The 6,181-nt window shown below is 70.9% G+C and carries 6 protein-coding genes; 4 read left to right on the top strand and 2 right to left on the bottom strand.

What is annotated here, in order from left to right; all coding sequences use genetic code 11:
• The coding region (gene phaR / locus FV226_RS26450; protein ID WP_147765262.1) for a polyhydroxyalkanoate synthesis repressor PhaR at nt 1–523 on the bottom strand (523 nt) is incomplete at its 3' end.
• A gap of 315 nt (nt 524–838) precedes the next feature.
• On the opposite strand from phaR, the gene FV226_RS26445 reads away from it, so the two are divergent.
• From FV226_RS26445 to FV226_RS26435, 3 genes are all read left to right on the top strand, one after another.
• Nucleotides 839–2,020 carry an acetyl-CoA C-acetyltransferase gene (locus FV226_RS26445; protein ID WP_147754192.1) on the top strand — a complete coding sequence of 394 codons (1,182 nt, stop codon included), beginning with the start codon at nt 839–841 and terminating at the stop codon, nt 2,018–2,020.
• Between the two features lie 186 nt (nt 2,021–2,206).
• Entirely contained in the window at nt 2,207–2,935 is a 729-nt protein-coding gene (gene phbB, locus FV226_RS26440; RefSeq protein WP_147765261.1) for an acetoacetyl-CoA reductase, read from the top strand.
• A gap of 237 nt (nt 2,936–3,172) precedes the next feature.
• Complete coding sequence (locus FV226_RS26435) at nt 3,173–4,255, top strand: HD domain-containing phosphohydrolase (RefSeq protein WP_147754194.1); 1,083 nt, start codon at nt 3,173–3,175, stop codon at nt 4,253–4,255.
• Nucleotides 4,256–4,419: 164 nt separating this feature from the next.
• Here the strand turns inward: FV226_RS26435 and FV226_RS26430 are convergent, their stop codons facing one another.
• Nucleotides 4,420–5,277 carry a DMT family transporter gene (locus FV226_RS26430; RefSeq protein ID WP_147765260.1) on the bottom strand — a complete coding sequence of 286 codons (858 nt, stop codon included), beginning with the start codon at nt 5,275–5,277 and terminating at the stop codon, nt 4,420–4,422.
• Between the two features lie 104 nt (nt 5,278–5,381).
• On the opposite strand from FV226_RS26430, the gene FV226_RS26425 reads away from it, so the two are divergent.
• Nucleotides 5,382–6,181 (top strand): LysR family transcriptional regulator (locus tag FV226_RS26425; RefSeq protein WP_147765259.1); only part of this gene is annotated, 800 nt, incomplete at its 3' end.

Raw genomic sequence — 6,181 nt, 5'->3', positions numbered from 1 at the left:
GGCTGGGTTGGCCGGCATTGGTGTTGGCGTTCGGCACGCCGGGCGGGGTGAAGCCGGTGAACATCTTCATGGCGTCGCCGAAGAAGCCCATGTTGGCCCGCACCTGCTGCTCGATCGCGGTCTGGAGCGCCGAGGAGCCGAAGCCCGCCCCGCTGAAGCCGGTCGAGAACTTTTCACGCAGGCCGTCCTGGTCTTTCGCGAAGTTGGCCATCGAGAATTCGAGGAAGCTCGGCACCATCGTGCGCATGCTGTCGCCGTAGAAGCGGATCAGCTGGCGCAGGAACGCCACCGGCAGCAGGTTGTCGGCGCCGGCCTTGTTCTCCTGCTCGAAGATGATCTGCGTCAGCACCGAGCGGGTGATGTCGTCGCTGGTGCGCGCGTCGTAGACGACGAAGTCCTCGCCGTTCTGCACCATCGTCGAGAGGTCCTCGAGGGTGACGTAGGTCGAGGTGCCGGTGTGGTAGAGGCGCCGGTTGGCGTACTTCTTGATGACGGTCTGTTGTGCCTTGACGCTGTCCGCCATCTTTGCGGCCTCTCCCCGATCGCGCGACGACCACGGCCGGGCCCCCGCCGCCGGGAGCCGCCCACGCGCCTGCTCGGACCTTAAGGCTTTCAGCCGGCGACGAAAATAGCCATCTGGCGCCTTTTCCCGCGGAATAATGCTAATTCGCCCCGGCCACAGCGTCGACCGCGATGGAGCAGTCGCCCCGCAAGCGTTACGCCCCACCCTCCAGCCTTCTTGACTTCGACCGAGCGAGGCCCTTCATCCGGAGGAACGGCCTTTTGCGAGCGCGCGACCTTGAAGACGCGCCGGCCGACCACGAGGAGAACGTTTCAGATGGCAAGCGAAGACATCGTCATCGTCGGCGCGGCGCGCACGGCGGTTGGTTCGTTCGGCGGCGCGTTCAACACGGTGCCCGCGCACGAGCTCGGCAAGGTGGCGATCAAGGCCGCGCTCGAGCGCGCCGGCGTCTCCCCCGACGACGTGGACGAGGTGATCTTCGGCCAGGTGCTGACCGCCGGCGCCGGGCAGAACCCGGCCCGCCAGGCCGCCATCGCCGCCGGCATCCCCGAGAAGGCCACCGCCTGGGGCGTCAACCAGGTCTGCGGATCGGGCCTGCGCACCGTCGCCATCGGCATGCAGCAGATCGCCAACGGCGACGCCACGGTCATCGTCGCGGGCGGCCAGGAGTCGATGTCGCTCAGCCCCCACGCGCAGTACCTGCGCGGCGGCCAGAAGATGGGCGACGTGAAGCTCGTCGACACGATGATCAAGGACGGGCTCTGGGACGCCTTCAACGGCTACCACATGGGCACCACCGCCGAGAACGTGGCCCAGGCCTTCCAGCTCACCCGCGAGCAGCAGGACCAGTTCGCCACGGCATCGCAGAACAAGGCCGAGGCCGCCCGCAAGGAGGGGCGCTTCAAGGAGGAGATCGCCCCCGTCACCGTCCCGGGCCGCAAGGGCGACGTGGTGGTCGACACCGACGAGTACATCCGCGACGGCGCCACCGTCGAGGCGATGGCCAAGCTGAAGCCCGCCTTCTCCAAGGACGGCACGGTGACGGCCGCCAACGCGTCGGGCCTCAACGACGGCGCGGCCGCGATCGTGCTGATGTCGGCCTCGGAGGCCGAGCGCCGCGGCATCACCCCGCTCGCCACGATCAAGTCCTGGGCCACCGCCGGCGTCGACCCCAAGATCATGGGCACCGGCCCGATCCCGGCCTCGCGCAAGGCGCTCGACAAGGCCGGCTGGAAGCCCGCCGACCTCGACCTGATCGAGGCCAACGAGGCCTTCGCCGCCCAGGCGCTCGCCGTGAACAAGGACATGGGCTGGGACGACGCCAAGGTGAACGTGAACGGCGGCGCCATCGCCATCGGCCACCCGATCGGCGCATCCGGCGCCCGCGTCCTCGTCACCCTGCTGCACGAGATGAAGCGCCGCGACGCCAAGAAGGGCCTCGCCACCCTGTGCATCGGCGGCGGCATGGGCGTCGCCATGTGCATCGAGCGCGCATAAGCGGCATCGCGCGCATGGGCGGCCTGAGCCCCGAGACGAAAATCCGTCTTTAGGCCCAAAGCAAAACATTTCGCGTGCGGACGCCATCCGCACGCGGCATGACGGCATCATCCCCGGGCCGGCGGCGACCCCGTCGCGCCGACCCGGTCACGGCCCAGAAAACAGTTCAAGAAACCGGAGGAAACCATGGCTCAGCAACGCGTCGCCCTCGTCACCGGCGGCACCCGCGGCATCGGTGCGGCGATCTCGAAGGGCCTTGCGGCCAAGGGCTACAAGGTCGCCGCCAACTACGGCGGCAACGACGAGGCGGCCCAGGCCTTCAAGGCCGAGACCGGAATCCCGGTGTTCAAGTTCGACGTCGGCGACTTTTCCGCCTGCGAGGCCGGCATCAAGGCGGTCGAGGCCGAGGTCGGCTCGGTCGACGTGCTGGTGAACAACGCCGGCATCACCCGTGACGGCCTGTTCCACAAGATGAGCTTCGAGAAGTGGCAGGCGGTCATCAAGACCAACCTCGACTCGGCCTTTACGGTGACCCGCCCGGTGATCGAGGGCATGCGCAACCGCGGCTTCGGGCGCATCATCCTGATCTCGTCGATCAACGGCCAGAAGGGCCAGATCGGCCAGGCCAACTACTCGGCCGCCAAGGCCGGCGTGATCGGCTTCGCCAAGGCGCTGGCCCAGGAGAGCGCCGCCAAGGGCATCACCGTCAACGTGATCGCGCCGGGCTACATCGCCACCGACATGGTGATGGCGGTGCCCGAGGAGGTGCGTAACAAGATCATCTCGACGATCCCCGTCGGGCGCCTCGGCGAGGCCGAGGAGATCGCCCGCGCAGTCGAGTACCTCGCGGCCGAGGATTCGGGCTTCATCACCGGCTCGACGCTGACGATCAACGGCGCCCAGTACATCGCCTGAGCGGCCGCGCGGGGGTGCCCTCCGGCGCCCCCGCCCCGCCCCGGAACCTGTCGCCGCGGCCGGATGCGGCGGCCGGACGCAGAGGCCTTTAGGCTTATAAGACGCCTCTTCGCGCCTGTTCAGCAATGCACGGCGCCTAATTTTTGCTCGCTCCATCTGCGATTGCTTTAATCGTTGGTGAGGTTTCGTGCCCATGATGCTTCAACCGGGGCGAAGCGCGGGCGGCGAATCACAACGATGAAGACCATCCTGATCCTCACCGATCAGCCCGATCGTGGGCAGAGGCTCGCCGGGCAGCTCCGACCGCTGGGCGAGCCGCTGGTGGTCGACCTGCTGGATCCCTACCAGGCCCGCAACGCGCCCGACCTGACGCAGGTGGTCGCCGTGGTCGGCGACGCCTCGCTCGCGCATTCGCAGCAGGTGTCCGGCCTGCACAAGTACATGCACCGCCTCGGCCCGGCGCAGGTTCCGTTCCTCTGCGTGCTGCACGAGGACTCGCCCCGCGCGCACCTGCAGGCGCAGGCGCTCGGCGCGACCCGCACGCTCCGGGCCGACGCGGTGATGCGCGACCTGCTGCCGTCGCTGCGCAGCCTCGTTCCGGGCGAGGGCCAGGCCGAGGTGCGCGCCGCCATCGCCGAGGCCGACACGGCGCTCACCCGGATCTTCGACCTCGGCCGCGCCGGCAGCGGCCCGGCGCCGGCCGTGGCGGCGGCGGGCGCGGACCTCGTGGTCGGCGCCCTCAACAAGGCCGACATCCGCGGCTGGCTCGACGTGGTCTGGCGCTTCGACGACGCGACGCACCAGCACTGCCTGCTGGTCGCCGGCCTCGCGGCGGCCTTCGCCCGGCAGCTCGGCCTGCGCGCGCAGGATTGCCGCGACCTCACCCAGGCCGCCCTGCTGCACGACCTCGGCAAGGCCCGCATCCCGCTGGCGATCCTCAACAAGCCGGGCCGGCTCGACGCGGACGAGATGACGGTGATGCGGACCCACCCGGCGCTGGGCATCGCGATGCTGCAGGGCCAGGACTACCCGGCGGCGATGCTCGCGGTGGTGCGCTCCCACCACGAGGCGCTCGACGGCTCGGGCTATCCGGACGGGCTGACCGCGAAGCAGATTCCCGACCTCGTGCGGCTGATCACGGTCTGCGACATCTTCGGGGCGCTGATCGAGCGGCGGCCTTACAAGCGCCCGCACTCGGGCGAGGCTGCCTACGACATCCTCCGCGGCATGACCGGCAAGGTCGACCCCGACCTCGTCAACGCCTTCAAGCCGATCGCGGAGGCCGCCGGCAGCGCCATGGCCAGCGCCAGCGCAGCCTGAGGTCAGATGCCCCGCGCCTTTCCCTCTCCCGTAGAGGAGGGAAGGAGGAACGTGGCAGCTTCGCCTGCACGATGCGTGAATTCACTTGGCGCGCATGGGAGCCCGCGTCTCGTTCGGCCGTGGGACAAGCTGAGTCATGTCCGGCGTCCGACCTGCAAAAACGCCTACGCATAACGCTTGGCGCCCGCCACGCACAGGACGACCACGGCGGTGGCGAGCAGCATGCCCGGTGCCACCGGCTCGTGCAGGAGGAGGCCGGCCAGCGCCAGGCCGAGGAACGGCTGCAGCAGTTGGAGCTGGCCGACGCCGGCGATGCCGCCGAGCGCTAGGCCGCGATACCAGAACACGAAGCCGACGAGCATGCTGAACACCGAGACGTAGGCCAGCGCCGCCCAGGCCGGCCAGCCGACGTCCCAGGTACCCGGCAGGCTCGCAAGCGCCAGCGCCAGGGTGACCGGCAGCGACAGCACCAGCGCCCAGGAGATCACCTGCCAGCCGCCGAGCCGGCGCGACAGCGCGGCGCCCTCCGCATAGCCGAGGCCGCAGAGCAGGATCGCCGCCAGCATCATGCCGTCGCCGGCCGGCGACCCGGCCCCGCCCTGCGCCAGGGCGAAGCCGGCGACCGCGAGGCTGCCGACACCGGAGAACAGCCAGAAGGCGGGCTTGGGCCGCTCGTTGCCGCGGAGCACGCCGAACAGGGCGGTCGCGAGCGGCAGCAGCCCGAGGAAGACGATGGAATGGGCCGCGGTGACGTGCCGGAGCGCCAGCGCGGTGAGCAGCGGGAACCCGATCACCACGCCGAGCCCGACGATCGCCAGCGGGACGAGGTCGCGCCCCAGCGGCCGCGGCGCGCGGAAAGCCAGCAGCAGCCCCACCCCGATGAGCCCGGCGATCGCGGCACGCGCCGCCGTGAGGAACAGCGGCGAGAAGCCCGCCACCGCCACGCGGGTCGCCGGCAGCGAGGCGCTGAAGATCAAGATGCCGAGGAACCCGCTGCCCCACCCCGCCGACATGGCTCTCATCGCGCATCCCCCCGAGGCAGCCCGCTTGCCGCCGCCGGCCTTGACAACCATCGCGGGCCCATGCCGTCAAATGCCCAATCTTTCGCCATCCATGCGGATCGGGCATGATGAATCCGGCCCATCTCGACCTGTTTCGCGCAGTGCTGCGCCACGGCGGCATGACCCGGGCGGCCGACGCGCTGGGCATCGGCCAGCCGCACGTGAGCCGGGCGGTGGCGCAGCTCGAACGCGAACTCGGCTTCCCCCTGTTCGTGCGCGGGCACGGCAGCGCGATACCGACGCCGGAGGGTGCGGCCTTCGCCCGCGAGGTCGAGCGGACCCATGCCGGGCTCGACCACCTGCGCGAGGCCGCCCGACGCATCCGCGACGTCGGCAGCGGGCCGCTGCGCGTCGCCTGCCAGCCGTCGCTCGTGGCCCGCCTGCTGCCGCGCGCGATCGGCCGGCTTCATGCGGCCCATCCCGGCGCCCGGGTCGCGGTGCACGTGCCGGCGCCGGACACGATCTGGTCCTGGGCGGCGTCCGACCAGTGCGACCTCGGGCTGGTGCGCCCGCGCCCCGGCCATGCGGGGGTGGTCGCCGAGCCGTTCCTGACGGTCGATGCGGTCTGCGCCCTGCCCCGGGGCCACCCGCTGGCGGCGCGGCGCGCGATCACCGTGCACGACCTCGCGGAGGCGGCGCTGATCGCCGGCGCGGCCGGCGCGTTCCAGGACGCGGTGGAGGCGGCGTTCCGCGCGGCCGGCCTCGCGCCGCGCTTTGGGATGAGCGCCCAGTACACCGCCGCCCGCTGCGGCCTGGTCGCCGAGGGGCTCGGGCTCGCCGTCGTCGACCCGGTCGCCGCCCGCGGCCTCGCCCTGCCGATCGTCCTGCGCCCGTTCCGCCCATCCCTGCCGATCGCGACCCTGCT

The sequence above is a fragment of the Methylobacterium sp. WL12 genome (assembly GCF_008039475.1).
Classification (GTDB): Bacteria; Pseudomonadota; Alphaproteobacteria; order Rhizobiales; family Beijerinckiaceae; genus Methylobacterium; species Methylobacterium cerastii.
Note: the sequence above shows the minus strand (reverse complement) of the source record. Positions and strands in the feature narration are given on the sequence as shown.

Excerpts from the sequence above, each read along its gene's own strand:
- FV226_RS26435 (WP_147754194.1), top strand. The coding sequence starts at position 3,173 with ATGAAGACCATCCTGATCCTCACCGATCAGCCCGATCGTGGGCAGAGG.
- FV226_RS26430 (WP_147765260.1), bottom strand. The coding sequence starts at position 5,277 with ATGAGAGCCATGTCGGCGGGGTGGGGCAGCGGGTTCCTCGGCATCTTG.
- FV226_RS26445 (WP_147754192.1), top strand. The coding sequence starts at position 839 with ATGGCAAGCGAAGACATCGTCATCGTCGGCGCGGCGCGCACGGCGGTT.
- phbB (WP_147765261.1), top strand. The coding sequence starts at position 2,207 with ATGGCTCAGCAACGCGTCGCCCTCGTCACCGGCGGCACCCGCGGCATC.